Here is a 774-nt window from a genome sequence, read left to right on the forward strand (position 1 = left end):
TGTAAGTATCCCAGCTTTAGTTCCACACACTTTTTGAGATTTCCGGTTTCTCAGCCATCAGCCGATATTCTTCCGGCGTCAGATTATTCAGGGATTCATGAGGCCGCTCACTGTTGTATTCATTCAGCCAGCGCTCCGTTATTTCCCGTGCTTCATTCAGTGTTCTGAACAGATAAAAATCCAGTATTTCGGTCCGGTACGTTCGGTTAAACCGTTCGATAAACGCGTTCTGTGTTGGTTTGCCGGGCTTGATAAATTCCAGCATCACGCCATGGTCTTCAGCCCATTGTGCCAGCGCCAGTGATATCAATTCCGGCCCGTTATCCATCCGCATCTTCAGCGGATAGCCACGGTTTGCCGCTATTCTGTCCAGCACCCGCACAATGCGCTGCGCCGGAATATTCAGGTCAATTTCGATAGCCAGAGCCTCGCGGTTAAAATCATCCACGACGTTGAAGGTCCGAAAACGTCGGCCACATGTCAGCGCGTCGTGCATAAAATCAATCGACCAGCTTTGGTTGAGGGCTTCCGGCGTGGCCAGCGGCGCCGGATTACGCACCGGCAGGCGTTGTTTCCCTTTACGACGAAAATTCAGTTTTAGCAGACAGTAAATCCGGTGTATGCGCTTGTGGTTCCAGGCGTATCCCTGCCTGCGAAGCACCTGAAAAAGCTTCTTAAATCCATAGCGGGGATAGCGTTCAGCCGCCTCAGTCAGCCTCTGGATCACCGGTTCATCACGTCGTGTATTCGGTTGATAACGAAACACCGTCCTGC

General features: G+C 51.6%; 1 protein-coding gene. It reads right to left on the reverse strand.

Translation table 11 applies throughout. From position 1 onward, the window contains the following. Positions 1–16: 16 nt before the first annotated feature. On the reverse strand, positions 17–774 hold a 758-nt coding region (locus tag DBA33_RS20390; protein ID WP_120807127.1), incomplete at its 5' end, for an IS3 family transposase.

Origin of the sequence: Yersinia sp. IP36721 (genome assembly GCF_003634395.1) — a bacterium.
In the GTDB taxonomy this organism is placed as follows: Bacteria; Pseudomonadota; Gammaproteobacteria; order Enterobacterales; family Enterobacteriaceae; genus Yersinia; species Yersinia entomophaga.